General features: G+C 74.4%; 25 protein-coding genes and 1 other RNA gene. 18 read left to right on the top strand and 8 right to left on the bottom strand.

Features of this window, described 5'->3' with window-relative positions; translation table 11 throughout:
* Positions 1–91: 91 nt before the first annotated feature.
* Both LV78_RS39495 and LV78_RS39500 read right to left on the bottom strand, forming a co-directional pair.
* A complete protein-coding gene (locus tag LV78_RS39495; RefSeq protein ID WP_372495055.1) occupies positions 92–964 on the bottom strand; it encodes a fructosamine kinase family protein in 873 nt (290 codons plus the stop codon).
* Positions 961–1,416, bottom strand: coding sequence for a low molecular weight protein-tyrosine-phosphatase (locus LV78_RS39500; protein WP_253851344.1), 456 nt, complete (start codon positions 1,414–1,416; stop codon positions 961–963). The genes LV78_RS39495 and LV78_RS39500 overlap by 4 nt, the downstream gene beginning before the upstream one ends.
* 160 nt (positions 1,417–1,576) lie before the next feature.
* Here LV78_RS39500 and LV78_RS39505 point away from each other — a divergent pair, with 160 nt between their 5' ends.
* From LV78_RS39505 to LV78_RS39525, 6 genes are all read left to right on the top strand, one after another.
* The gene (locus LV78_RS39505; RefSeq protein WP_253851345.1) at positions 1,577–2,233 is read left to right on the top strand and encodes an HNH endonuclease; all 657 of its coding nucleotides are present in this window, start codon (positions 1,577–1,579) and stop codon (positions 2,231–2,233) included.
* Between the two features lie 206 nt (positions 2,234–2,439).
* Positions 2,440–2,562, top strand: a complete 123-nt coding sequence (locus LV78_RS41395; protein ID WP_301308270.1) for a hypothetical protein — start codon at positions 2,440–2,442, stop codon at positions 2,560–2,562.
* A gap of 75 nt (positions 2,563–2,637) precedes the next feature.
* The gene (gene cobC / locus LV78_RS39510; protein WP_253851346.1) at positions 2,638–3,681 is read left to right on the top strand and encodes an Rv2231c family histidinol phosphate aminotransferase CobC; all 1,044 of its coding nucleotides are present in this window, start codon (positions 2,638–2,640) and stop codon (positions 3,679–3,681) included.
* Positions 3,678–4,820: a Nif3-like dinuclear metal center hexameric protein gene (locus LV78_RS39515; protein WP_253851347.1), complete on the top strand. Its 1,143-nt coding sequence runs from the start codon at positions 3,678–3,680 to the stop codon at positions 4,818–4,820. Before cobC ends, LV78_RS39515 begins: the two co-directional genes overlap by 4 nt.
* Position 4,821: 1 nt before the next feature.
* The gene (locus tag LV78_RS39520) at positions 4,822–5,559 is read left to right on the top strand and encodes a zinc ribbon domain-containing protein (protein WP_253851348.1); all 738 of its coding nucleotides are present in this window, start codon (positions 4,822–4,824) and stop codon (positions 5,557–5,559) included.
* 2 nt (positions 5,560–5,561) lie between these two features.
* The gene (locus LV78_RS39525) at positions 5,562–6,731 is read left to right on the top strand and encodes a bifunctional RNase H/acid phosphatase (protein WP_253851371.1); all 1,170 of its coding nucleotides are present in this window, start codon (positions 5,562–5,564) and stop codon (positions 6,729–6,731) included.
* A gap of 88 nt (positions 6,732–6,819) precedes the next feature.
* On the opposite strand, the gene LV78_RS39530 is transcribed toward LV78_RS39525, so the two are convergent.
* Complete coding sequence (locus LV78_RS39530; protein WP_253851349.1) at positions 6,820–7,368, bottom strand: NAD(P)H-dependent oxidoreductase; 549 nt, start codon at positions 7,366–7,368, stop codon at positions 6,820–6,822.
* A 268-nt stretch (positions 7,369–7,636) separates the two neighbouring features.
* Between LV78_RS39530 and rnpB the strand changes: the two genes are divergently transcribed.
* An RNA gene (gene rnpB, locus LV78_RS39535) (RNase P RNA component class A) lies at positions 7,637–8,039 on the top strand.
* A gap of 38 nt (positions 8,040–8,077) precedes the next feature.
* Here the strand turns inward: rnpB and LV78_RS39540 are convergent.
* Positions 8,078–8,659: a ParB family protein gene (locus tag LV78_RS39540; protein ID WP_253851350.1), complete on the bottom strand. Its 582-nt coding sequence runs from the start codon at positions 8,657–8,659 to the stop codon at positions 8,078–8,080.
* Positions 8,660–9,048: 389 nt separating this feature from the next.
* Here LV78_RS39540 and LV78_RS39545 point away from each other — a divergent pair, with 389 nt between their 5' ends.
* From LV78_RS39545 to LV78_RS39590, 10 genes are all read left to right on the top strand, one after another.
* Positions 9,049–9,324, top strand: coding sequence for a hypothetical protein (locus LV78_RS39545; RefSeq protein ID WP_012783507.1), 276 nt, complete (start codon positions 9,049–9,051; stop codon positions 9,322–9,324).
* A gap of 4 nt (positions 9,325–9,328) precedes the next feature.
* The gene (locus LV78_RS39550; RefSeq protein ID WP_253851351.1) at positions 9,329–9,829 is read left to right on the top strand and encodes a hypothetical protein; all 501 of its coding nucleotides are present in this window, start codon (positions 9,329–9,331) and stop codon (positions 9,827–9,829) included.
* Complete coding sequence (locus LV78_RS39555; RefSeq protein ID WP_372495057.1) at positions 9,810–12,677, top strand: ATP-binding protein; 2,868 nt, start codon at positions 9,810–9,812, stop codon at positions 12,675–12,677. Before LV78_RS39550 ends, LV78_RS39555 begins: the two co-directional genes overlap by 20 nt.
* A complete protein-coding gene (locus LV78_RS39560) occupies positions 12,674–14,602 on the top strand; it encodes a hypothetical protein (protein WP_253851352.1) in 1,929 nt (642 codons plus the stop codon). The genes LV78_RS39555 and LV78_RS39560 overlap by 4 nt, the downstream gene beginning before the upstream one ends.
* Entirely contained in the window at positions 14,602–15,240 is a 639-nt protein-coding gene (locus LV78_RS39565; protein ID WP_253851353.1) for a hypothetical protein, read from the top strand. The genes LV78_RS39560 and LV78_RS39565 overlap by 1 nt, the downstream gene beginning before the upstream one ends.
* Position 15,241: 1 nt before the next feature.
* Positions 15,242–16,255: a C40 family peptidase gene (locus LV78_RS39570; protein WP_253851354.1), complete on the top strand. Its 1,014-nt coding sequence runs from the start codon at positions 15,242–15,244 to the stop codon at positions 16,253–16,255.
* Between the two features lie 83 nt (positions 16,256–16,338).
* Entirely contained in the window at positions 16,339–17,049 is a 711-nt protein-coding gene (locus LV78_RS39575; RefSeq protein ID WP_253851355.1) for a hypothetical protein, read from the top strand.
* Positions 17,050–17,127: 78 nt separating this feature from the next.
* On the top strand, positions 17,128–17,322 hold the full coding sequence (locus LV78_RS39580) for a hypothetical protein (RefSeq protein WP_253851356.1): 195 nt from the start codon (positions 17,128–17,130) through the stop codon (positions 17,320–17,322).
* Positions 17,323–17,915: 593 nt separating this feature from the next.
* Entirely contained in the window at positions 17,916–18,584 is a 669-nt protein-coding gene (gene npdG, locus LV78_RS39585) for an NADPH-dependent F420 reductase (RefSeq protein ID WP_253851357.1), read from the top strand.
* Positions 18,584–19,336: a helical backbone metal receptor gene (locus LV78_RS39590; RefSeq protein WP_253851358.1), complete on the top strand. Its 753-nt coding sequence runs from the start codon at positions 18,584–18,586 to the stop codon at positions 19,334–19,336. The genes npdG and LV78_RS39590 overlap by 1 nt, the downstream gene beginning before the upstream one ends.
* Positions 19,337–19,348: 12 nt before the next feature.
* Here LV78_RS39590 and pip read toward each other — a convergent pair whose 3' ends face one another.
* Positions 19,349–20,284 (bottom strand): prolyl aminopeptidase, encoded by a 936-nt coding sequence (gene pip / locus LV78_RS39595; protein WP_253851359.1) that lies wholly within the window; start codon positions 20,282–20,284, stop codon positions 19,349–19,351.
* 102 nt (positions 20,285–20,386) lie between these two features.
* Here pip and LV78_RS39600 point away from each other — a divergent pair, with 102 nt between their 5' ends.
* Positions 20,387–21,745 (top strand): LamG domain-containing protein, encoded by a 1,359-nt coding sequence (locus LV78_RS39600; RefSeq protein ID WP_253851360.1) that lies wholly within the window; start codon positions 20,387–20,389, stop codon positions 21,743–21,745.
* 42 nt (positions 21,746–21,787) lie between these two features.
* Here the strand turns inward: LV78_RS39600 and LV78_RS39605 are convergent, their stop codons facing one another.
* The 3 genes from LV78_RS39605 to LV78_RS39615 all read right to left on the bottom strand — a co-directional run bounded on the left by LV78_RS39605 (position 21,788) and on the right by LV78_RS39615 (position 24,642).
* On the bottom strand, positions 21,788–22,540 hold the full coding sequence (locus LV78_RS39605; RefSeq protein ID WP_253851361.1) for an AAA family ATPase: 753 nt from the start codon (positions 22,538–22,540) through the stop codon (positions 21,788–21,790).
* A gap of 121 nt (positions 22,541–22,661) precedes the next feature.
* A complete protein-coding gene (panB, locus tag LV78_RS39610) occupies positions 22,662–23,525 on the bottom strand; it encodes a 3-methyl-2-oxobutanoate hydroxymethyltransferase (RefSeq protein WP_012783526.1) in 864 nt (287 codons plus the stop codon).
* Positions 23,526–23,691: 166 nt separating this feature from the next.
* Positions 23,692–24,642 (bottom strand): alpha/beta hydrolase, encoded by a 951-nt coding sequence (locus tag LV78_RS39615; protein WP_253851362.1) that lies wholly within the window; start codon positions 24,640–24,642, stop codon positions 23,692–23,694.
* Positions 24,643–24,661: the final 19 nt, after the last annotated feature.

Here is a 24,661-nt window from a genome sequence, read left to right on the forward strand (position 1 = left end):
GCGCCGGGGCGGGCCTCGGCGAGGTCCCGGTCACACCGCGAAGCCGCAGGTCACCGCCGTCGCCGAGCGGGGCCCGGCACCCGCCGCCCGCTCACCGGGGCGCAGACCGCGCCGCCGCCACGGTCTGCGCCGCGTACGCCCGCCCGAACAGCACCACGTGCACCAGCAGCGGGAACAGCTGGTGCAGCGGCACCCGCTCCCGCCAGCCGTCCGCCAGCGGCGCGGCCTCGTGGTACGCCGCCAGCACCCGGTCCAGGTGCGGGCAGCCGAACAGGGCCAGCATCGCCAGGTCGCTCTCCCGGTGCCCGCCGTGCGCCGCCGGGTCGATCAGCCACACCCGACCGTCCGCGGCCCAGTGCGCGTTCCCGCTCCACAGGTCCCCGTGCAGCCGCGCGGGCGGTTCCTCCGGCGCCTCCACCCGGACCGACCCGACCACGGCCGCCTCGGCGGCGGTCAGGTGCCCGGCGTCCACGGCCAGCCGCGCGTAGCGCTCGACCCGGTGCTCGGCGAACCACTCCGCCCAAGCCCCGCCCCCCTCCGCGTTCCGCATCGGCGCCAGCCCGATCGTCGCCTCCACCGGCCCGCCCGGCGGCGGCGAGCCGAACGCGGGCGCGCCCGTCGCGTGCAGCGCCGCCAGCCTCGCCCCGAACTCCTCGGCCGCGCCGGGCGACGGCCTGCCCGGCTCCACCTGGTCGATCACCAGCCAGTCGTCCGAGCACCCGCGCACCCCCGGCACCGGCGGCCCCTCCGGCTCGGCCAGCCACTCCAGCCCCGCCGCCTCGGCCCGCGCCACCGGGTTCGCCTTCACCACCACCAGGTCGCCGTCCGCCAGGTCGACCTCGTGCACCGCGTCGCCGATCCGCCGCACCGCGACCGCCTCGAAACCGGTCACCTCGGCCGCGACGGCGGCCGGGTCCACGTCCGGGGTCGCGAACCGCCCCGGCGCCACCAACCGCCCCGTCACCGCTGCTCCCGGACCCACCGCAGCAACCCCGGCACCGCCGCCTCCACCATCCCCAGCACCTCCGCGAACGCCGCCCGCCCCGAGTAGTACGGGTCGGGCACCTCGTCCGACTCCGCCTCCGGGTCGAACGACCGCAGCAACCGCACCCGCTCCCCGTCCCCGACCATCCCGCGCAGCACCCGCGCGTGCCCGGAGTCCAGCGCCACCAGCAGGTCCGCGTCCAGGTCCTCGGCGCTGACCTGCGCGGCCACGTGGTCGGTCGGGTACCCGGCCCGCTCCAGCGTCGCCGCGCTCCGCTCATCGGCGGGCTCGCCCACGTGGAACCCCTGCAGGCCCGCGCTCGACACCGCCACCCCCTCGATCCCGGCCCGGCGCAGGTGCTCCCGGAGCACGATCTCCGCCACGGGGGATCGGCAGATGTTGCCGGTGCACACGAACACCACGGAGAGCATGGGAGTCCTCACTCGACCTCTCGACAGCACGGGAGCCGCGCGGAGCCGGCGGGAAACCGCAGCGGACCGGTCGCAGCCTAGGAGAACCGTTGCGCACTACGGGTGAACCCGCTGGACCCCCGCCCCCGCCCCGCACGACGATCAAGAGCGAGGGGGCCGGATGCCGTCGAACCCGCAAGACCCGCTCGCCGCCGCGCTGGGGTCCCTGATCCTCCTGACCGCGGCGCTCCTGCTGCTCGCCCTGACCTCGCTCGCCCTGCGCCGCCCGCCCCCGACCCCCGCGTTCACCCGCCGCCCGCCGCCTGGTGACGGCGCCCTGCGCCCCGACCCGAACGCGGGCTTCCTCACCGACCGGGGCCTGCTCTTCCTGCCCCGCCGCTTCTTCCTGGCCACCGGCTGCCCGCCGGTCCGCGTCCGGCCCCGCGCCCACGCCGCCCTCGACCGGGCCCGCCGCACCCGCCCGGTGCGGATCGTCCAGCGCGGCCGGACCTGCTGGTGGTGGTTCGAGGACGCCGTCTACGCCGAGTCGCGCGGCTACCGGCCCGCCGACGTGCTGGCCCGCGTGGTCGCCGAGCGGGTCAGGGGCGAGGCGCTGGCCGAGCGCACCCTGCTGCTCACCTCGCTCAACCCCCGCCACCCGCGCATCCCCGCCGAGGTGCGCCGCGCCGTGTTCGAGCGCGACCGGGGCCGCTGCGCGCACTGCGGCGGCACCACGAGCCTCAACTACGACCACGTCGTCCCGCTCGCCGAGGGCGGCCCCTCCACGGTCGGCAACCTGCGCGTCCTGTGCCGCCCGTGCCTGCGCACCGCCCACTGAGCGGCGACAGCCCGAACAGCCCCGGAGCGACACCGCCGAACGGACCAAAAACAATTCCGGAACTCCCCGGAAAACACCACGACAATTCCCGAACGTGATCACCCGACCGCATTCGGTGATTTCTCCCGAGCGACCGGTCGCACACCCCGAAACCGCAGATCAGCGGTAGTATGAACGGCGGTTCGCTGGGGGAGGGGGAGCACGCCGTGGTGGTCGACGAACGGCAGTCGGCGACGCTGCCCAGAGCGGCGAACGCGCCGCAGTGGTGGCATTCCACCGCGTGCCTGGCGCTGATCTGCTGCGCGCTCCTGGTCTCCTTCCTCGGCTGATCGCCGGGGCCCACCCCCGCCGACCGGGGCCGCCGCGCCCCGGCCCGCGCGCGCCCATCGCCTAAACTCCCGCCGATGACCAGCCAGGACCCCGAGCGCGAGCTGCTGCGCCACCACGGGGACGTCGACGCCGCCCCCGGCCTGGTGGACTTCGCGGTCAACGTGCGCGCCCCGTCCCCGCCGGACTGGCTGGTCCACCGCCTCGCCGCCCGCCTCGCCGACCTCGGCGCCTACCCGACCCGCGCCGACGAGCGCACCGCCCGCGAGAGCGCCGCCGCCCGCCACGGCCGCACCCCCGACCAGGTCCTCCCGCTCAACGGGGCCGCCGAGGGCTTCGCCCTGCTCCCCGAGCTGCGCCCGACCCTGGCCGCCGTCGTGCACCCCTCGTTCACCGAGCCCGAGGTCGCCCTGCGCGACGCGGGCGTCCCGGTCCACCGCGTCCAGCTCGCCGAGCGCGACGGCTACCGCCTCGACCCCGCGCTGGTCCCGGACGAGGCCGACCTGGTCGTGGTCGGCAACCCCACCAACCCCACCTCGGTGCTGCACCCGGCGGGCGCCCTCCGCGCGCTGGCCCGCCCCGGCCGCACCCTCGTGGTCGACGAGGCGTTCATGGACGCGGTCCCCGGCGAGCGCGGCTCGCTGGCCGCCGCCACCGACGTGCCCGGCCTGCTCGTCCTGCGCAGCCTCACCAAGACCTGGGCGCTCGCCGGCCTGCGCGCCGGCTACCTGCTCGGCGACCCGGCCGCGCTGGCCCGCCTCGCCGCGCGCCGCCCGCAGTGGCCGGTGGGCACCCTCGTCCTGGAGGCCGTCACCGCCTGCTGCGAGCCCGCCGCGCTGGCCGAGGCCGCCGCGCTCGCCGAGCTGACCGCGTCCCGCGCCGCCCACGCCGCCGACGTCCTCGCCGCGCACCTGGTCACCCCGCCGCAGGCCCCGTTCCTGCTGCTGCGCGTGCCGGACGGCGCCCGCGTGCGGCGGTCGCTGCGCGACAAGGGCATCGCCGTGCGCCGGGGCGACACGTTCCCCGGCCTGACCCCCGACCACGTCCGCGTGGCCGTGCGCTCCCCCGAGGAGACCGCGCTGCTCGCCGACGCGCTCCGAGTCGCACTGGAGGAGACATGACCACCCTCGGCGAGGTGCTCGCCGCGCTGGAGGCGGCCTACCCGCCCGCCACCGCCGAGTCCTGGGACGCGGTCGGCCTGGTGTGCGGCGACCGCTCCGAACCCGTCAGCAGGGTCCTGTTCTGCGTGGACCCGGTCGAGTCCACGGTGGACGAGGCGATCGAGGTCGGCGCGCACCTGCTCGTCTCGCACCACCCGCTGCTGCTGCGCGGCGTCCACGGCGTGCCCGCCGACACCCCCAAGGGCCGCCTCGTGCACCGCCTGATCCGCGCGGGCGCCGCCCTCTACACCGCGCACACCAACGCCGACGCGGCCAACCCCGGCGTGTCCGACGCGCTGGCCCGCGCCATCGGCCTGGAGGTCACCGGCCCGCTCGACCCGGCCCCGGCCCGCGCGCTGGACGTGCTCACCACCTACGTCCCGGTCGCCGACGCCGCGAAGGTCCTGGCCGCGCTGCACGACGCGGGCGCGGGCAGCACCGGCGACTACCGCGAGGTCGCCTGGAGCGTCGACGGCACCGGCCAGTTCCGCCCGGTCGACGGCGCGAACCCGGCGATCGGCGTGGTCGGCGAGCTGGAGCGGCTGCCGGAGACCCGGCTCGAGCTCGTGCTGCCGCGCGGGCGCCGCGCCGACGTCGTGCGGGCGCTGCGCGCCGCGCACCCGTACGAGGAAGTCGCCTTCAACCTCAACGAGATCCCCGAGCTGCCCGCCGACACCGGCACCGGCCGGATCGGCGTGCTCCCGGAGCCCGAGCCGCTCAGCGCGTTCACCCGCCGCGTCGCCGCCGCCCTCCCCGCCACCGCGTGGGGCGTGCGCTCGGCGGGCGACCCGGATCGGGTGATCAGCACCGTCGCGGTGTGCGGCGGCGCGGGCGACAGCCACCTGTCCGCCGCGACGCGCGCGGGCGTGGACGCCTACGTCACCGCCGACCTGCGGCACCACCCCGCCCGCGAGCACCTGGACGCGGGCGGCCCGGCCCTCGTCGACGTCGCCCACTGGGCGAGCGAGTGGCCGTGGTGCGCGCAGGCGGCCGACATCGTGCGCGCCGCCTTCGGCGGTACGGTCGAAGCCCTCGTCTCGACCCGGCGGACCGACCCCTGGACCACCGGCGCGACGAGCCCCGAACAGGAGGACCGCTGAAGTGAAAGCCGATCCCGTTGTGCAGCGCAGGCTGCTCGACCTCGCGCGGGTTGACACCGAGCTGGCGCGGGTCGAGCACCGCCGCCGCACGCTGCCCGAGATCGCGGAGATCGCCGAGGCCGAGAAGCAGGTGCGCGCCAAGCAGGACGCGCTCACCGCGGTCGAGACGACCCTCGGCGACCTGGACCGCGACGTGAAGCGCCAGGAGACCGAGATCGACCAGGTCCGCGCCCGCGAGGAGCGCGACCGCAAGCTCCTGGCCGGTGGCAGCGTCGGGGCCAAGCAGCTCACCGACCTGGAGCACGAGCTGGCCACCCTCGGCCGCCGCCGCGGCGCGCTGGAGGACGACCTGCTGGAGCTGATGGAGCGCCGCGAGGCCGTCGAGGTCGACAGCCAGCACGCCTCCGCGCAGTTCGCGAACGCCCAGGAGACCCTGGCCGACGCCGCCCGCAGGCGCGACTCCGCGCTCGCCGACCTGGAGTCCACCGAGGCCAAGCGCACCGCCGAGCGCAAGACCATCGCGTCGACCTTCGAGGCGCCCCTGCTGGCCGTCTACGACCGGGTCCGGCTGCACAAGGGCACCGGCGCGGCGCTGCTCCAGTCCCGCCGCTGCGGCGCGTGCCGCATCGAGCTGGACCGCAGCGCGATCGCCAAGGTCAAGGAGGCGCTGGCCGACGACGTCGTGCAGTGCGAGGAGTGCGGCGCGATCATGGTGCGCACCGGGGAGTCCGGTCTGTGAAGGTGCTCGTCGAAGCCGACGGCGGCTCGCGCGGCAACCCCGGCCCCGCCGGGTACGGCGCGGTGGTGCTGGCCGAGGACGGCGAGACCGTGCTGGCCGAGCGCTGGGAGGCCATCGGCGTCGCCACCAACAACGTGGCCGAGTACCGGGGTCTGATCGCGGGCCTGCGCGCCGCCGCCGAGCTGGGGGCGACCGAGGTCGACGTGCGGATGGACTCCAAGCTGGTCGTGGAGCAGATGTCCGGGCGCTGGCAGGTCAAGCACCCGGCCATGAAGCCCCTCGCCGCCGAGGCGAAGGACGTGGCGGCCGGGTTCGACCGGGTCGGCTACGGCTGGATCCCGCGCGAGCGCAACAAGCGCGCGGACAAGCTCGCGAACGACGCCATGGACGGCAAGGTCATGCCCGACCCGGCGATCGGGGCCGTCCCGGAGGCCGCCGAGGTTTCCGGTGGGGCTTCCGGTGGGGAGCCCGCCACCGCTCGGGCGGTCGTCACCGAGCGCCCCGCCAAGTCGGCGGCGCACGTGACCGCGCCCCCGGCGTCCTGGTCCGGCGCCGAGGGCAGGCCGACCCGGCTGCACCTGGTGCGGCACGGGCAGACCGAGCTGTCGGTGGCCCGCCGCTACTCGGGTCGCGGCAACCCGCCGCTCACCGAGGTCGGCCTCGGCCAGGCGCGCGCGGCGGCGGCCAGGCTGTCCACCCTGGACGGCGTCGCCGCCGTCGTCGCGTCCCCGCTCCAGCGCACCAGGCAGACGGCGGGGGAGATCGCCTCGGCGCTCGGCCTGGAGGTCGACGTGCGCGAGGACCTGATCGAGGTCGACTTCGGCGAGTGGGAGGCGCTGACCTTCACCGAGGCCGCCGAGCGCGACCCCGAGGCGCACGCCCGCTGGCTCGGCGACACCTCCGCCGCCCCGCCCGGCGGCGAGAGCTTCGACGCCGTGCACCGCAGGGTGGACCGGTTCCGGCGGGAGCTGATCGCCGAGCACGGGGGCCGCGACGTGATCGTGGTCAGCCACGTGACGCCGGTGAAGACCCTGCTGCGCCTGGCGCTGGGCAGCGGCCCGGAGATCCTCTACCGGCTGCACCTCGACCTGGCGTCGCTGTCGATCGCGGAGTTCTATCCGGATGGGCACGCCTCGGTCCGGTTGGTGAACGACACCTCGCACCTGGGCTGACCGCACCCTCGCGCCCGGTCCCGCACGGGGCCGGGCGCGCAAGCCCGCTCCAACCCCGCCCCTGACCGCCGCCGCAACCCCGCCGCCGCTACCCCGCGATCCGCAGCCGCCGGTTCCCGGAGGCGTTGCGCACCACCTCGCCGAACCGCTGCACCGCCAGCCGCAGCCCCACCGCGCGCTCCTCGGCCACCGACCCGCCCCGGATGTGCTGGTCCAGCACGAACTCCCCGGCCAGCACCGAGTCCGCGCCCTTCACCGCGAGCAGCGGCCCCAGCGCGTAGTCCATCGCGACCAGGTGCCCCTGCGCGCCCCCGTTGGCCACCGGCAGCACCGGCCGCCCGCGCAGCGCCTTCTCCGGCAGCAGGTCCACCAGCGCCTTCACCAGCCCGCTGTGCGCGGCCCGGTACACCGGCGAGACGACGACCACCCCGTCCGCGCGCAGCACCGCCCCGACCGCGTCGGAGATCACCGGGTCCCGCAGGTCCTCGGTGATCAGCGACAGCACGGGCAGCCGCCGCACGTGCAGCGCCCGCACCTCGCACCCGCACGACGCGAGCGCCTGCTCGACCAACGACACCACCGCCCCGGTCCGCGAACCGGGCGACGGGCTTCCGGACACCACGAGCACACTGGACACGACGGGACGCACCTCTCCGCAGGAGGGGAAAACCGGGGCTGCCGGGGGTGTGGCGACGGGGGCGAAGCCTCTGACCGCGAGGTGAAATCCTTCAGCGGCAACAGATCGCGGCGCCGGTGCGGCAGAAGTCGACGTGGCGTCGCCGGGTGAGCAGCGTGCTCCCGGTCACGGAACCGAGTAGAGCAGCACCGGGCGGATCGGACAACCGGACACCCCCAGGGGGTTCCACGGGGCGGGACGGCCCACCCTGTACCCTGGTCGGCGCGGACGAGTCGGCAGGGCGGTCGCGTCGGCGGGGTCACCCGCCGCCGAGGAAAGTCCGGACTCCACAGGGCAGGGTGGTTGCTAACGGCAACCAGGGGCGACCTTCGGGACAGTGCCACAGAGAACAGACCGCCACCGGCGCTCGCGCCGGCGGTAAGGGTGAAACGGTGGTGTAAGAGACCACCAGCGCCCCCGGTGACGGGGGCGGCTAGGCAAACCCCACCCGGAGCAAGGCCAAGAGGGCGTCCCCCAGGGGGCGCCTGCGCAGGCGTTCGAGGGCTGCCCGCCCGAGCCTGCGGGTAGGCCGCACGAGCCCGGCGGCGACGTCGGGCCTAGATGGATGACCGCCCAGCGGTGCGCCGAGAGGCGCCCGTGGACAGGATCCGGCTTACAAGCCGGCTCGTCTGCCTTTCCCACTCCTCCGGAGTGGGAAAGGCGTGTCCCCTCAAGGCTTCCGCGAAGGCCGTCCCGGCGGCATCCGGTACACCCGCCGGAACCCGGCGCCCTCGTTGTACCGCCGCTCCAGCTCCGCCACGTACGCAGCCACCGCCGGGTTCACGATGTCCGCCAGGCTCCGCACCCCGGACCCCGGTTCCCGCGCGGCCAGGTACGTCGCCGCCGCGCGCGCCCGCTCCAGCACGTCCCGGTCGAAGTTCACCGTCCGCTGCACCCGCCGCCCCGGCCCGCTCGGCGACACCACGTGCTCGGCCACGTGCTCGACCACGTGATCGACCGCCGACCCGACCGCCGACCCGCCGCTCACCGGCCCGACCGCCGACCCGGCCACCGCTGCGGCGGCCTGCCCGACGACCTGTCCCACGACCTGCTCCGCCGCCCGCTCGACGACCCGCTCCGCCTCGCGTTCGGCCGCGTCCCCGAGGGTCTGTTCGGGCGCGGGCGCGGTCGCCGCGACCGTGATCTCGTTCACGCCGCCCGAGATCCCCCCGGCGCCTCCCCCGGCGCCTCCGCCGGTGATCTCCACGACGCTCGTGGCTGTCTCGGGCACGGCTTCGGGCGGCTTGGCCATCTGCGAGCCTCCTCGGCGAGGTAATCCGGGCCACACGACCGTTCAGGGGGCGCGTGCCCTGCCGAACGGGTCACTCGACGTCAACAGCAGCCCAAAGAGCCCTCGCCGGTGCGCACGTTGCGTCACCTGCGTGCCTGCATCCGGGTGAACTGTCCCGGCAATCGGGAGAATCCGGGCTAGCCGGTTCTCCGCCGCTCGACTCGGACCCATTATGGCTGTGAGTCAGATTAGACGTAATCTACGTCGGAGGGAACGGGCCTTGATCATCGACGGAGCGCCAGCACGCCGGTGCGCCTCGTGACCGAGACGTGTTCTACTCGACAGCGCACGACCCCGGCGCACCCCCCTCGGTCCGCCGGGTGGAGTCCTGCGTACTACAGGAGTACGAGATGACCGCCATGTCCCTGGTAACACTCGCGCAGCAAGCCCCCTCGCTGGGCACAACAGGCGTGCGGCAGTGGATTCTCGACAACCTCGTCCCCCTGCTCCTGCTGACCGTGGCGGTCCTGCTGCTGTGGCTCGGCGGCGGCAAGGGCGACAACGCCGGGGTCATGCGGCGACTCGGCGGAGTGATCATCGCGCTGGCCATAATCGGACTGGCCGTCACGACGAACGCGGGCGCCGACATCGGCTCGTGGATCGCCGGCCTGTTCACCGGCGGGTGACCAGGTGCGGGTGCGCACTGACGACGAGGTCTACCGGGTCGACGCCGTCTGGCTCGGCCCGCCCAAGGCGACCTTCCCGTGGCGCGCGCGCTACGTGGCCTGGGGCGTCGGGATCGCGGTCTTCCTGCTCGTGCTGACGGTCGAGCGGCAGGTCGGCATCGGCTTCGGGTTCTTCAGCACGGCGTGGGCGCTGATCGGCACGGTGCTGATCACGAGGTTCATCACCTCGCGGATCAACCACGAGCGCCCGCTGTCCGCCGCGATGACCATGCTGAGCCGCGAGCTGACCGCGCCCCGCGAGCGGACCTCCGGCGCGGGCGGCGCGGCCAGCGCCGCCCGCCTCAGGGTGTCCCGCGAGCGACCCCGCAAGCGCCCGAAGGGCGTCAAGCGCGCCGAGCGCGAGCAGCGCCGCCGCGCGCAGGACCAGCAGAAGCGCCGCCAGCAGCAGGACCGCCGCCAGCAACGCCGTAAGAAGGAGGTTCGCGGTGTTCGGACGCCGGCGTGACCGGGACCGCCGCAACGCGCCGCACGTCGCCCAGCACGCCGCGCCGGGCGACACCCGCGGCCAGTCGTCCAGCGGCAAGCGCGCGCGCCGCCTGACCGGCGAGCAGGTGATCCCCAGCTACACCCCGTCCATCGCCGCCCGGACGATCGACGGGCACCTGCTGCGCACCGGCCAGGAGGTGTACGCCTGGTACAAGCTCGCGCCGCAGCGCTGGTCGTTCCGCTCCGACTCGCAGCGCCAGGACCTCATCGCCGCGATCGCGGGCCAGTACGCCGAGCTCCAGGGCCGCTGGATGCACCTGCGCGTGACGACCCGCCCCTACCCCATCAGGATGTGGGCCGAGGCGCACGTCCACAACGCCGTTCGGCGGCTTCCGGACACCCCCGGCGCGCTCAGCTTCGACGACTACATGGTCGGCGAGCAGCAGCAGCTGATGGGCCGGTCCATGGCGGAGAAGGAGGTGTACCTCGGCGTCCAGGTCCAGACCCGCAACATGATGGACCGCGCCGTCGAGCGCGCCGCCCCCGTGCTGCGCCGGGTCTTCCCGGACGCGGTGGACGCCGAGCTGGTCGCCATCGAGTCCGAGGTCGACCACCTCGACCAGGTCATCGGCTCCGCCGGGCTCGAAGGCCGCCCGGTCACCGCCGAGGAGATGTCCTGGCTGATGCACCGGTCCTGCTCGCTGGGACTGCCCGCCCCGCGCAACCTGCCCGCCGTGCCGGGCGCGCCGTGGGAGCCGGAGGACCTGGCCAGCTTCACCGACGCCGCCGACTTCCACCAGGAGCCCTACTCGCCCACGGTCACCGTGCGCGGGCGCACCGGCTCCAACGCGGGCATCCGGCGCAACGTCGCCGTGCTCACCGTGGGCCTGATGCACGGCCTGCAGATCCCCGAGATCGACGACCCGTGGGTGCAGCGCGCCGACCGGCTGCCCGCCTCCGTGGAGTGGTCGGCCCGGATCTACGTGCGCCGCCCCGAGGAGGTCGCGGGCGAGCTGCAGCGGCAGATGAACAAGGTCCGCTCGCAGGTGCGGCACTACACCGACGAGCACGAGCTGGAGCCGCCCCAGTCGCTGTCCCGCCAGGCGGGCCGGGTGCTGGAGATCGACGACGAGATGACCTCGGGCTTCACCTCGCTGGGCACCCGCGTGCGCTCGTGGTGGCGCCTCGCGGTGTCCGGGCCGAACGAGCGCGAGGCGCTGCGCCTGGCCCAGGCCCTGCTCGACCTGTACAAGCCGAAGGTCGCCATCGAGCACCCCGAGGCGCAGTACGCGCTGGCCAGGGAGTTCATCCCCGGCGAGGCGCTGTCGTCCTCGGCGTACCTGCGGCGCGGCTCGGTGCTGTGGGCGGCGTCCTCGGTGCCCACGGCCACCGCCGAGGTCGGCGACCGGCGCGGCATCCTGCTGGGCGAGACGGTCACCGCGACCCGCCGCCCGGTGGCGTGGGACCCGTGGATGGCGCAGGAGCTGCGCGACTCGTCCGGCCTGAGCGCGCTGGTCGCGGGCCTGGGCGCGGGCAAGTCGTTCCTCGGCGGCGGCATCGTCTACAAGACGCTGCGCTCCGGCGCGCACTGGACGCTGCTCGACCCGTCCGGCCCGCTGGCCGCGCTGTGCGAGCTGCCCGAGCTGCGCCCCTACGCCCGTCCGATCAACCTCCTCAACGCCCAGCCCGGCATCCTGAACCCCTACCGGGTGGTGGCCGAGCCGCAACTAGAGCACTTCATGGACGAGGACGACCCGGAGCGGGCCTGGCGGCGCGAGCGCGCGCTGGCCGCGGCCACCCGCCGCCGCCTGGTGCTGGACGCGCTGAGCGGCCTGCTGCCCTACGAGGTGGCCCGGCTGCCGCAGACCAGGATCGTGCTGCTGCGCGCGGTCCGCACCGTCGGCGGCCGTCCCGACGCGCACCCCGGCCAGGTGTTCGACGCGCTGCGCCGCGACGCCTCCGAGCACCACGAGCACGCCGTGGTGGTCGCGGACTTCCTGGACGAGCTGCGCGAGCGCATGTCGCTGCTCATCCCCGAGGACGACGACGACCCGTACCGCGACCAGCGCGACGACCGGCTGACCGTGCTCACCATGGCGGGGCTGAACCTGCCGAAGGACGGCGTGGGCCGCGAGCACTGGACCGACGCCGAGGCGCTCGGCGTGGAGATGCTGAACCTGGCCGCCTGGCTCACCCAGCGCTCCATCTACGAGCGGCCCAAGGACCTGCGCAAGGGCGTCTGGATCGACGAGGCGTTCTTCCTGTCCGAGGTGCCGACCGGCCGGGTGCTGATGAACCGGTTCGCCCGCGACTCGCGCAAGTGGAACGTGCGCGTGCTGCTGTCCAGCCAGATCCCGGCCGACTTCCTCAAGATCCAGGGCTTCGTGGCCCTGCTGGACTCGGTGTTCGTCGGACGGCTGGACGACGACCAGGCGCAGGCCGACGCGCTGCGGCTGCTCAAGGTGCCGGTGGGCGTCGGCTACGAGCAGGTCGTGGCGAGCCTGGGCCGCAGGCCCGGCGGCGCGCGCAACGCGACCGAGCGGGACCGGGCGCCGCGCCAGTTCATCTTCGCGGACGGCGCGGGCGGCGTGGAGCGGATCAAGATCGACTTCTCCGGCCCGCACCTGGAGCACCTGCGCCAGTCCCTGGACACCACCCCGGACGCGCTGCGCGAGAGCGCCGCGGCGGCCGAGGCGCAGGCGGTGCTCCCGGCCCAGGACCCGCTCGCGTACGACGACAGCTATCCCGACGAGGACTACGACGACGAGTTGGCGGCCGACCTGGAGGTCGGGCTCGCCGACGACCTGGTCGACTCCGCGCACGGTGAGGGAGGAAACCGCCGAGGCGGTCGGGAAGGTGCGGCATGACGCTGCTCTCGCTCGTGGCCGCGCTGTCCGTCGCGCTGTGGGCCTGGCGGCGGAACGCGCGTGAGGCAGGACCGGCGGGCCGGGGCCGCTGGCGGGCGATGGCGGTGGTCGTCGCGCTGGTGGGCCTCCAGGTCGTCATCGGCGCGCCCGCCGCGACCGCCGCGACCTGCGGCGAGGCGCCCAACCCCGAGCGGCCCGGCTCCGGCATGGTCGGCGCGATCGACCCGCCGCTGGGCAACGGCCTCCCCGACACCCCGTACGACCGCTACAGCTACGCGGGCATGGTCTGGCACACCTACCAGACCACCTGCTCGGTGGTGCCCGACTCCGGTGCGGTGATCGACACCTGGATGGGCAACGAGCTGTTCAACATCGGCAAGAACATCGTGGGCGCCACCAACGCGCTGCACTACACGGTGATGGGCCGGGGCCTGCTGGTGCCGCTGGACGAGGCGGTCGAGTCGGGCGTGCAGCGCGTCTACGACAACGTCTACCTGCGCTGGTTCGGCCTGGTCGCGCTGGTCCTCGCGGTGCTGATGTTCCGGCAGATCTGGCAGGGCGACCTGGCCGCGATCTCCAAGCGCGGGCTGTGGGCGCTGGCCGCCATGTGGCTGGCGACGTCGACGCTCGCGCTGCCGCAGTTCTACACGTTCCTCGACGGCACGCTCGTCACCAAGACCTCGGAGATCCAAGCGGGCTTCCTGGAGTCCCCGGAGAAGGACGACGCGCTGCACGTGCTGCCGTCCCGGCTGCACGACGCGGTGGTCTACCAGACCTGGCTGCGCGGCGAGTTCGGCACGCCCGACGCGCCGCAGGCCACCGAGTTCGGCCCCAGGCTGCTGGCCGCGCAGGCCTGGAACCTGGACGAGATGGCCGAGCAGAAGGACGGCGACCAGACCGCGCTCGACGCCAAGAAGAACGACTTCAAGGCGATCTACACCGAGCTCGGCCCCACCCAGGGCTACTTCTCCGGCGCGGACGGCGGTCGCACCGGGGCGGGCTTCCTGTCGCTGCTCCAGGCGGTCGCGTTCTCGCTGTTCCAGCTGTTCGCGAAGGCCGCGGTGCTGCTGGCCCAGCTGCTGCTGCGCATCCTCACCCTCGCCGGTCCGCTGATCGGCCTGGTCGCGCTGCTGCACCACGAGCTGCTGCGCAAGGTCGCCCGCGCCGCCGCCGTGACCGTGTTCAACGTGCTGATCCTGGCGGTGCTGGCGGGCACCCACGCCCTGCTGCTCCAGGCGATCTTCAACGCGTCCGGGCTGTCGCTGCTGACCCGCACCATGCTCGGCCTGATGCTCACCGTGGTCTGCTTCATGATCGGCAAACCGCTCGGCCGGATGTGGCAGATGGTCGAGATGTCGGTGGGCACGGCGGGCAGCGCGCTGCCGATGAAGGGCGGCGTGTTCTCCCGGCTCGGCAGGCGCAAGGACACCGGCCCGACGCCCCAGGAGGAGTTCTGGGAGACGGTCAGGGACGGCGACGACGACGGTCCCGAGGTGCCGCAGCGCGGCTCCCAGCGGATCCGCCCCGAGGCGGCCAACCCGGCCGTCGTCAGCGCCACCGCCCAGCGGCTCGACCGCGACGGCTCCGGCTCCGGCTACGCCTCCAGCGGTTACGGCTCGTCCGGCTACAGCGGCCAGAACGAGCTGCCCTCCCGCGCGCAGCCCGCGCTGCCCTCGGGCGGCGGCCAGGCCGCGCTGCCCGCCGGGCGCGCCTCGCGGGTCGTGGACACCCCGCCGGTCGCCGACCGGGGCTGGGACCGGGTGGACGACGCGGTGCTCGTGCCGTCCCGGTCCACCACCTACGCCACGCGGGTCGACCCCGGCCCGATCACCAACCCGCGCGCGTCCGAGACCGAGGTCGTCGCGGGCAGGCAGGTGCACGTGATCTACCGGCCGTCGCGCGGCCTGGAAGTCAGGGATGGCTGATGCCGATCAGGACCAACCGCGGGCGCGCCGCGGTCTACCGCAGGCTCTGGGGCTGGCCGCTGCGCTCGCCCAACCACCTGGCCATGACCGTGGTCGGCCTCGCCGCGCTGGTGATCGCCGCCAGCGTGCTCGTGCCCCAGTTCACCGACCGGGGCGCGCAGGCCCGCCAGGGCGGCGAGGCGACGCTGGGCACGTCGTCGGGCCAGCAGCAGCCGGGGCAGGGCACCCAGGTCGGCGTGCTGCCCACCTCCACCACGGCCCCGCCGCAGACCAAGGAGCCCGCGCCGACCCGGCCGTCGCCCGCGACGACGGGCAGCGACGTGGTGGTGCCCGCCGAGGCGCAGCTGGTCGTCGAGTCGTGGCTCGACAAGTGGGCCGACCACCCGGCGGGCACGACGAACGAGAAGTGGCTCAAGGGGTTGGAGCCGTTCACCTCCGAGGAGCTGCTGCCCAACCTGAAGTCGGTCGACCCCGCCCTGGTGCCGGTGGTGATCAAGGGCGAGGTGAAGCGGATCTCCGCAGGCAGCGCGTCCGCGGAGTTCGAGGCGGAGGTGGAAACCGGGAAGATGGTGATCACTGTGGTCAAGTTCCCCGATCCCGCCGGCTGGCGAGTGCACAAGTACGACAAGGTGGGGTGAGATGCTCAAGGTCGCGGTGACGGCCGTTGTCGCGGTCGTCGTGGTCGCCTTCGCGACGTTCAACGGTGTTTCGCAGATCATCAACGACTCATCACCGGCCGTGGACGAGAACGGCCGCATCCTCCGGGTGGCCTCCAGCTGCAACGCCGCGATCGGCCCGTGGAACGCCGCCGACGGCGCGGGCAAGGGCGAGTACGACGCCAGCAGGCTGAACGACGAGCAGCGCGGCACCGTCGCCAAGATCATCTCCATCGGCCAGGAGCGCAAGCTCCCCGCGCTCGCCTGGCAGGTGGCGATCCAGGCGGGCATGACCGAGTCCGGGCTGCGCAGCCTGGACTACGGCGACCGGGACTCGCTGGGCATCTTCCAGATGCGCCCCTCCATGGGCTGGGGCACGCCCGCCCAGGTGACGGACCCGGTCTACGCGATCAACAAGTTCTACGACGTGCTGGCCAACGTGCCGGACTGGGAGGAGCGCCGCCCCGGCGACTCCGCCCAGCGGGTCGAGCGCTCGGCCTACCCGGACCGGTACCACAACTGGGAGGCCATGGCGGCCTTCCTGATCGGCGAGCTGGGCAACGTGCCCGACCCGGCGGGCTGCGGCGAGGGCGAGGGCAAGGCGCTGCTGGCGTCCGGCGCCGCCGGTGGCGCGATCGAGTTCACCAAGCAGCAGCTCGGCGAGCCCTACCTGTGGGGCGGCAACGGCCCGGACGCCTGGGACTGCTCCGGCATCCTGGTCAAGGCGTTCGGCAGCGTGGGCGTCACCATCCCGCGCGTGGCCAACGACCAGTACATGCGCGGCGGCGCGCACCTGCCGATCGCGGACGCCAAGGCCGGTGACCTGATCTTCTGGGCCAGCGACCCGTCCGACCCGGTCTCGGTGCACCACGTCGGCATGTACCTGGGCGACGAGGAGTACATCCACGCGCCGCAGACCGGCGACGTGGTGAAGATCAGCAAGCTGAACCGGGACTACCACGAGCTGATGCCGCTGGCCGTCCGGCCCGGTGTCTGAGCGGGGAGCGCGGGGCGGTCCGACCGTCCCCGCGCCACCCGACCGTCCGCCCCGACCGTCCGCGTCGTGCTGAGGGAGGCACCGTGTTCACCCCCGAACCCGTCCAGCGCCGAGGCGGTCCGCCCGCGTCCAGCAACCCCGTGCGGGACTACCTGAGCTCGCGCCCGCCCGGCACGGTCGACGCGGGGTACGCGGTGCTCCCCAGGTCGCTGATGGAGGCCATGCCGCTGCCGTGGCAGCAGCAGATGACGCACCTGCTGGCCGAGCTGCACCGCACCCACGGGCACCTGCGGTGGCCGGAGTACCGGGTGGTGCCGTCCCGGCGGGAGCGCCTGGTCGACCTGGACGAGGAGCAGCTGACCGAGGTCGGCGCGATCATGGAGATCGACTCGGAGGGCGAGCTGGTCTACCGGGAGCGCGGCGGCAGGCCGATCGAGCACCCGGAGAACCACGTCGTGCTGGTCTCCTGCCTGGACCCGATCGTCCGCGAGGCGGCGGCAGCCGACCAGAGCACCCCGCCACGCGGGTTCCCGCAGCCGCACCAGGACCACGGCGGCCCGCACCCAGGGGCGCTGCCCGCGCAGGACTTCCGCGACCACCAGGACCGCACGGGCCCGCACTCGGACCGGTTCCCGGTGCAGAACCAGGTGGGTCCGCGCTCGGGCGGCTTCCCGGCGCAGGACCAGGCCAGCGGCTACCACCCGGTGCCGCAGCAGGCGTACCCGCAGCACGCGCCGCAGGGGTACCCGCAGCAGGAGGACCAGGGCCGCAAGAAGAAGAAGCGCTTCTGGTGACCCCGCGCCGGTGAGCGCGCGCCGGTGATCTCGTCCCGGCGAGCTGCGCGCCGGTGACCGCCGTGGGATCTTGAAAGCATGGCTGACCCCGATGGCTGGTACTACTGCCTGACCCACCGCACGTCCGAGCAAGGCCTCGGCTGCCGGGGCGCGGACCGCATGGGCCCGTACCCGGACCGGGCGACGGCGGACCGCGCGCTGGAGATCGCCAGGCAGCGCACGGAGAGCGCGGACGCGGCCGACGAGGCCGAGGACGAGTGGAAGAACGGCTAGCGCGGCGCCGGACCCGAGCGGCTCGCGGGGAATACCCCGAAGCTCCGGGCGGACCGGCCGAAGCCGCGCCACGGGCCCACCCCGGCCCTCCGCACGGCGCCGACCCCCGCACCGCTCGGCCCGCACCCGAATCCCCGCGCTGCTCGACTCACGCGCCCGGACCGCTCGGCTCGCGCGCCCGCGCCGCTCACCTGGTCCGCGCGACGGCAGCAGCCCCGACCACGCGGTTGGTCGTCCCGCGCCCCGCGTCCCGGCGGACAACGCGGGCGGCTGTTCCACGCGCCCCCGCGCCGGTCGTCGCCCCCGTGCCGCCGCCCTGATCACGCGGGTGGCTGGTTCGCGCCCGCCTCGCGTCGGTCGTCCGACCGCACCCCGCGCCGTTCCGAGCCCGCCCGCCCCGCGCCACTCACCTGGTCCACCCCCGCGTTCCGCCTGCCAGCGCCCACCTCTCGGTCGTCGGGCCCACCCCCGCCCGGCGTCCTGCGTCCCGCCGCCCACCCGCCCCCGCGAGTGCCCCCGCCCCCGTCTCCCCGCACAGCCGTGGCCGTCCCGCTCAACCACCCCTCCACCCGCACCTGTGATGTGATGATCCGGTGACTGGTGTCGAAGGCCTCACGGTAGGCGTGCTCGGTGGTACCGGCGCCCAGGGCAAGGGCCTCGCCCTGCGCTGGGCCAAGGCGGGTCTCAAGGTCGTGATCGGTTCGCGCTCCGCCGAGCGGGCCGAGGAAGTCGCGGCGGCGATCCGCGCCGAGACCGGCGTCGACGGCGTCAGCGGCGCGGACAACGAGGCGTGCGCGCGGCAGGCGGACGTGGTGCTCGTCGCCGTCCCGTGGGACGGGCACGCCGACCTGCTGACCGGTCTGCGCGAGGCCCTCGCGGGCAAGGTGGTCGTGGACTGCGTGAACCCGCTCGGCTTCGACAAGCAGGGCCCGTTCGCCCTGCCGGTCGCCGAGGGCTCCGCCGCGCAGCAGGCCGAGGCGCTGCTGCCGGACTCGCGGGTCACCGCCGCGTTCCACCACGTGTCCGCCGTGAAGCTGGCCGACCTCTCGCTCGCCGAGGTGGCGTGCGACGTGCTCGTGCTCGGCGACGACCGCGAGGCCACCGACCTGGTGCGCGCGCTCGCCGACGCCGTCCCCGGCTTCCGGGGCGTGTACGGCGGCAGGCTGCGCAACGCCCACCAGGTCGAGGCGCTCACCGCGAACCTGATCGCCGTCAACCGCCGCTACAAGGCCCACGCGGGCCTGCGGATCACCGACGTCTGATGCCCGTCGACGACCTCGGCGAGCCGGTCCCGCTGCCCCGCCCGCCCGAGCGGGTGGTCAGCATGGTGCCGTCGCTCACCGAGGCCGTCGACCCGGCCGCGCTGGTCGGCGCCACCGACTACTGCACCCACCCGCCTGGCCTGGACGTGCCGCGCGTCGGCGGCTCGAAGTACCCCGACGTGGACCGGGTGCTGGCGCTGCGCCCGGACCTGGTGCTGGCCAACAGCGAGGAGAACCGGCCGGGCGACGTGGCCGCGCTGCGCGCCGCAGGGGTGCCGGTGTGGGTGACCGAGGCCCCGGTGACCGTGCCCGCCGCGCTGGCGTCGCTGCGCAGGCTGTTCGAGGTGGTGTGGTCGGCGGAACCGGACTGGCTGGTGCGCGCCGAGGAGCTGTGGTCCCGCGCCGAGCCCACCAGGGTGACGGCGGTGGTCCCGGTGTGGCGCAAGCCGTGGGTGGTGCTGGGCCGGGACACCTTCGCGGGCGACGTCCTGGCGCGCCTCGGCGTGGCCAACGCCTACGCCTCCCACCCCGACCGCTACCCCCGACCGCCGCTGGCGGAGCTGCGGGAGTGCGGCGCGCGGGTGGTGGTGCTGCCCGACGAGCCGTACGAGTTCACCGCCGCCGACGGCCCCGAGGCGTTCCCCGGCCTGGTCCCGGTGCTCGTCTCCGGCCGCCACCTGACCTGGTACGGCCCCGCGCTGGCCGAGGCCAGGGCGCCCCTGGAAGCGGCCCTGGCCCCGGTGCTCGGCTAGCCCGGTGCTCGGCTAGGGCCGGAACCGGTCCGTGGCCGCGATGAGCGCCTTGAGGATGCCGGGCTCGTCGAACGCGTGCCCCGCGTCCCCGATCAGCTCCAGCTCCGAACCGGGCCACGCCTTGTGCAGCTCCCACGCGGTGACCGGCGGGGTGGCCATGTCGTAGCGGCCCTGCACGATCACGCCGGGGATGCCCGCGAGCTTGTGCGCGTCCCGGATCAGCTGCCCCTCCTCCAGCCAGGCGCCGTGCACGAAGTAGTGGTTCTCGATGCGGGCGAACGCGAGCGCGAACTTGGGCTCGGCGAACGAGGCGGTGAGGTCGGCGCGCTCCAGCAGCGTCACCGTGGACCCCTCCCACACGCTCCACGCGATCGCGGGGATCTCGTGCACCTCGGGATCGGGGTCGTTGAGCAGCCGCGAGTAGGCGCCGATGACGTCGCCGTCCGGGGCCCAGTGCGCGACCTGCTCCCACAGCTCGGGGAACAGCATCCCGGCGCCACCGCCGTAGTACCAGTCCAGCTCCTTCTTCCGGACCGTGAAGATCCCGCGCAGCACCAGCTCGGTGACCCGCTCGGCGTGCGTCTGGGCGTACGCGAGGGCGAGCGTGCTCCCCCAGGAGCCCCCGAACACCTGCCACCGGTCGACGCCGAGGTGCTCGCGCAGCTTCTCCATGTCGGCGACCAGGTGCCAGGTCGTGTTGGCGGACAGGTCGGGGTTCTCGCTGGCGTGCGGGGTGGACCGCCCGCACCCGCGCTGGTCGAACAGCACGATCCGGTAGGCGGCGGGGTCGAACAGCCGCCGGTGCGCGGGCGAGCACCCGCCACCGGGCCCGCCGTGCAGGAACACGACGGGCTTGCCGTCCGGGTTGCCGCTCACCTCCCAGTGCACGAGGTTCCCGTCGCCGACGTCCAGCAGGCCCTGCTCGTGGGGCTCGATCTCGGGGTACATGCCTCCACTGTGCCCTGTGTGATTGCGCCGGTCAGCCGTTCATCGGACGTGCGCTGTGGATCTAGCGTCAAAGGTGAGCAAAATTCACAAGGGGGAACGCCCATGCGACCGCGCACCAGCGGCCGGAGCACCACCGCGCCCAGACTCCTGACGGCGCTGATCACGGCGGCGGCACTGGCGGTCGGGGGCGCACCTGCCCACGCCGCCACCACCGCGCCGACCGACCTGGGGATGGGCGTCACGTACACGCACCCGTGCCGGGTGGGGCCCGACCGGATCATCAGCCACACCCAGACGCCGACCCTGAAGTCCAGGGTCCTGGGTGAGAGCGGCACCACCGCCTTCGAGTACGCCCTCCGCGAGGGCACGGTGGACGAGCCCGGCGCGGACCTGCTGGTGCTCACCGACGAGCTCATCCCGGTGGGGTCCCACTCGATGGTCACCGTCCCCGCCGGTGTGCTGTCCCACGGCGGCTTCTACACCTGGCGGGTCCGCACGCCGGGCGGCGAGTGGTCGTCGCCCTGCGAGTTCGAGGTGGACAGCGTCAAGCCGGACGCCCCGCTGGTGTCGTCCACCGACTACCCGGAGACCGGGGACCACGGCGGCCCGGACGTGCCGGGCACGTTCACTTTCCGACCTGGTGGTCCCGAACTGCCGGTGGCGTACGACTGGGGCTTCAGCGCCGACGTGACCAGCGCCGTCCCCGCCTCTCCCGACGGCACGGCCACCGTCACCACCGTCCCGCGGTGGGCGGGGGGCAACACCCTGTTCGTGCGCGCGGTCGACCGCGCGGGCAACCCCTCCCCGTTCACCGGGTACTCGTTCGACGTCACCCCGGCCCAGCCGGTCCCGCCGCAGTTCCCGCTCACCGAGCTGCACCGCTACGGCTTCAACGAGACCGAGGGCGCCACCACCGCCGACTCGATCACCGGGACGACCACCACCCTGCCCGGCGGCGTGACCCGAGTCCCCGGCCGGACCGACACCAAGCGCTTCCTGAACCTCGACGGCACGGCCGCCATCACCGCACCCACGACGGGCCCGCGCGGCGACCAGCCGTTCACGGTCACGGCCTGGGCCCGCCCGACCGACCTGACCGCCGGTGGCGCGGTCGTCGTGCTCGGCGACCCGAGCGCCCCGCTGGCGTCCCTGGGCTACCAGGCGTCCACCGGGAAGTGGTTCGCCACCGGCACGGGCGGCACGGCCACCGCCTTCAACCCGACGCCCGCGAACAGGTGGGCGTTCCTGGTCGCGGTCCACGACCACACGACCGGCACGGTCACGCTCTACGTGAACGGCGTCAAGCAGAACAGCGCCCCGTGGACGCCCACCGCGACGACGGCCACCTCGCTGGTCGCGGGCGAAGGCTGGAAGGGCGACCTGGACGACGTCCGGGTCTTCTCCGGAGCGGCGCGCCTCAACGAGCTGCGCCTGGCCCACAACAACACCTTCCACAACTGAGAACCCCGGTGGCCGCCCACCCGCGTGGGCGGCCACCGGTCGTCAGTCGCCGGGGTCCCCGACCAGGTGCCGCAGGTAGGCGTCGGGGTGTTCGAGGTACCGCCGCCAGCTCGTGACGAGCTCCAGGTCGGCCCACCGGGAGCGCCGCAGCCCGTGCTCCCCGACCTCGATGATGTCCGCGCCCGGCGTCGCGGCCAGGATCGGCGAGTGCGTCGCGCAGACCACCTGAGCCCCGGACTCGCCGAGGTCGTGCATCAGGGCGACCAGTTGCAGGCAGGCGGTGAACGACAGCGCCGACTCCGGCTCGTCCATGACGTAGAAGCCGGGATCGCGGAACATCGACCGGAAGACGGCCAGGAAGCCCTCGCCGTGGCTCAGCTCGGCGGTGTCCTCGTCCCAGTAGCCGGGGACGCCGCCGAGGTTCTCGGTCATGCTGAACGCGGTCTCGGCCCGCAGGAAGAACCCCTTCTTGCGCAGCCTCGGACCGGCCAGCATCCGCGCGCCCCTGGCGGTGGTCTCCAGGCGCAGCACCTGCCCCAGGTCGGTCTTGACCGCGTTGGGGTCGACGAACTTCCTGGCCGCCCGCCCACCGCGCGCGTCCAGCGCGAACCCCTCGGCGATGGCCTCGACCAACGTCGACTTGCCGGACCCGTTGTCCCCGACCAGGAAGGTCACCGGGTGGGTGAACTCCAACCCGCGCTCGACGACCTCCGCGACCGCAGGGATCGTGTAAGGCCACTCCCCGAGGTCGTCGGGACGCAGGGACTCAGGCACGTAGGCCCGGCTGACGAACACTCGCGCTCCTGCCGCTCGTAGTCGGGGGCCCGCACCGCCGCCCTCGTGGCACGCCGGTGGCCGCCCACCCCGAGGGGGAGAGGGCGGCCACCGGTCGTCAGTCGTTCACCTGCTCAAGTCCTCAGTGGAACGAGTGCTCCGGTCCGGGGAACCGGTGGCCGCGCACCTCGGCGGCGTACTCGCGCGCGGCGTCGCCCATGATCCCGGCGAGGTCGGCGTAGCGCTTCACGAACCTGGGTCCCTTGCCGCGGCGCAGGCCCATCATGTCCTGCCACACCAGCACCTGGGCGTCGGTGTCGGGTCCGGCGCCGATGCCCACGGTGGGGATGCGCAGCTCGTGCGTGATCTTCTTGGCGACCTCGGAGGTGACCATCTCCAGCACCACGGAGAACGCCCCGGCCTCCTGGACGGCGTGGGCGTCGGCGACGACGGCGTCGAACGCCTCGTTGCGGCCCTGCACGCGGAACCCGCCGAGCTGGTGCTCGTGCTGGGGGGTGAAGCCGATGTGGGCCATGACGGGGATGCCCGCGTCCACGATGGCCCGGATGTGCGGCGCGAACGCGCGCCCGCCCTCCAGCTTCACCGCGTGCGCGCGGCCCTCCTTCATGAACCTGACCGCCGTCGCCACGGCCTGCTCCACCGACACCTGGTACGAGCCGAACGGCAGGTCGGCCACGACCAGCGAGCGCTTCACTGCCCTGGTGACCCCCCTGACCAGCGGCAGCAGCTCGTCCACGGTCACCGGGATGGAGGACTCGTAGCCGTAGACGTTGTTGGACGCGGAGTCGCCGACCAGCAGGACCGGGATACCGGCCTCGTCGAACAGCTCGGCGGTGTACATGTCGTACGAGGTGAGCATGGGCCACGGCTCGCCGCGGTCCTTCAGCTCCTGCAGGTGGTGGATGCGGACCCGCTTGGCGGGCGGACCGGCGGGCCCACCGGCCCCGGTCCCGTAGGGCGCGGGAACCTCAGCGCTCGAGGTCATCGTCGACCGTCCTTCCCTCGAAGCCCGCTCCAGCGGGTCTCCGGGCCTTGGTGCACGGTTTACCCCTCCAGGGTCGCACCGCCGCCACCCCGGCGACACCCCGTGCGAGTAGCCTCACACGCTTCGCGCAACCCCCGAACGCCGCGCCGCCCCGCACCCGGCGCGCTCACCGCAGCCCCGCCGCCCGCAGCACCGCGAGCGCCACCGCGTCCGGCCGGTCCACGTGCACCATGTGCCTGCTCCCCGGCACCACCACCAGCCGCCCGCGCGCCGACAGCCCCGCGATCGCCGCCAGCTCCGGCCGCGCCGAGGGCGCCAGCACCTCGAACGGCACGTCCGGCAGCCCGGTCCGCTCCCGCAGCTCCTGCACCGCCGCCACCTGCTCGGGGAACGACGCCAGCTCCGCCAGCACCGCCAGACCCACCGGCGCCCGCCCGTACACCCGCCGCACCAGCCCTCCGGGGGCGCGGTCCCGCCGCCCGAACGTGGTCACCGCCATCGCCCCGCGCCGCAGCAGCGGCCCGCCCCACCCGAGCACCGGCCCCCACCGCCGCCCGGACAGCCTGCGCGCCCAGGACCGCAGCGCCCACCCCGCCACCACCGAGGCCGGGTCGAACGGCCGCCCACCGCCGGGAGCCACCGGATCGGGGTCCACCAGCACCAGCCCCGCCACCCGCCCCGGCCGCAGCCGCGCCCACGCCTCCACGTGCAGCGCCGCCATCGAGTGCCCGACCAGCACCACCCGCGACCCCGACCCCGACCCCGACCCCGACCCCGACCCCGAACCCGAACCCGAACCCGCCGAACCGACCGCCCCAGCACCCCCGGCCGTCCCGGTGAACCCCCCGGAACCCCACGAACCCCCCACCGCCGCCCCCACGACCGCGTCCAGCACCGCCACCTCCCGGTCCACCGACGGCGCCAGCAGCGCGGGACCGCTCCCACCCGTCCCCGGCCGGTCGAAGACCACCACCCGGACGCGCGGCTCCAGCAGGGCTACCGTGGCGTCCCAGTCGAACCACGCCCCGCCCAGCCCCGAGCTGAGCACGGCGACCGGGCCCGACCCCCGCGCGCGGAGGTGCAGCCTGCCTGCCGGTGTGGTGATCCTGGTTCGCACGTGGCCGATCTCCGGGGGA

Origin of the sequence: Actinosynnema pretiosum, from assembly GCF_024171695.1 — a bacterium.
Lineage (GTDB): Bacteria > Actinomycetota > Actinomycetes > Mycobacteriales > Pseudonocardiaceae > Actinosynnema > Actinosynnema pretiosum.